The 720-nt window shown below is 46.7% G+C and carries 1 protein-coding gene; it reads left to right on the forward strand.

Going from position 1 to position 720, the window contains the following annotated elements; genetic code table 11:
- The coding region (locus tag ACP45E_RS00350; protein ID WP_198927657.1) for a 2-oxo acid dehydrogenase subunit E2 at positions 1–720 on the forward strand (720 nt) is incomplete at both ends.

The following is a 720-nucleotide window of genomic DNA, read 5'->3' on the forward strand; positions in this document are numbered from 1 at the left end:
CTCCAGCAGCAACCGGCGATTTCCAAGATAACCATGAGTATGCACACGCCTCACCGGTTGTTCGTCGTATCGCTCGTGAATTTGGCGTTAACCTTGCTAAGGTCAAAGGTACAGGCCGTAAGAGCCGCATCTTAAAAGAAGACGTTCAGTCTTACGTGAAAGATGCACTGAAGCGTTTAGAGTCTGGCGTTGCAGCATCTGGCAAAGGCGGTGACGGTTCTGCTCTTGGTCTACTACCATGGCCAAAAGTTGACTTCAGCAAGTTTGGCGAAACGGAAGTTCAGAAACTTTCTAAGATCAAGAAGATCTCTGGCGCTAACCTGCACCGTAACTGGGTAATGATTCCTCATGTTACACAGTGGGACAACGCTGACATCACTGAGCTAGAAGCATTCCGTAAAGAACAGAACGCAATCGAAGCGAAGAAAGATACTGGCATGAAGATCACGCCACTTGTGTTCATCATGAAGGCAGTTGCTAAGGCACTAGAAGCATTCCCTGCGTTTAACTCTTCTCTTTCTGACGATGGTGAAAGCATCATTCTTAAGAAATACGTAAACGTGGGTATCGCGGTTGATACGCCAAATGGTCTTGTTGTTCCAGTCTTCAAAGACGTGAACAAGAAAGGCATTTACGAGCTATCTGAAGAGCTAATGGCTGTCTCTAAGAAAGCACGTTCTGGTAAGCTAACAGCGGCAGATATGCAAGGTGGGTGTTTCA

The sequence above is a fragment of the Vibrio genomosp. F10 str. 9ZD137 genome (genome assembly GCF_049974785.1).
In the GTDB taxonomy this organism is placed as follows: domain Bacteria; phylum Pseudomonadota; class Gammaproteobacteria; order Enterobacterales; family Vibrionaceae; genus Vibrio.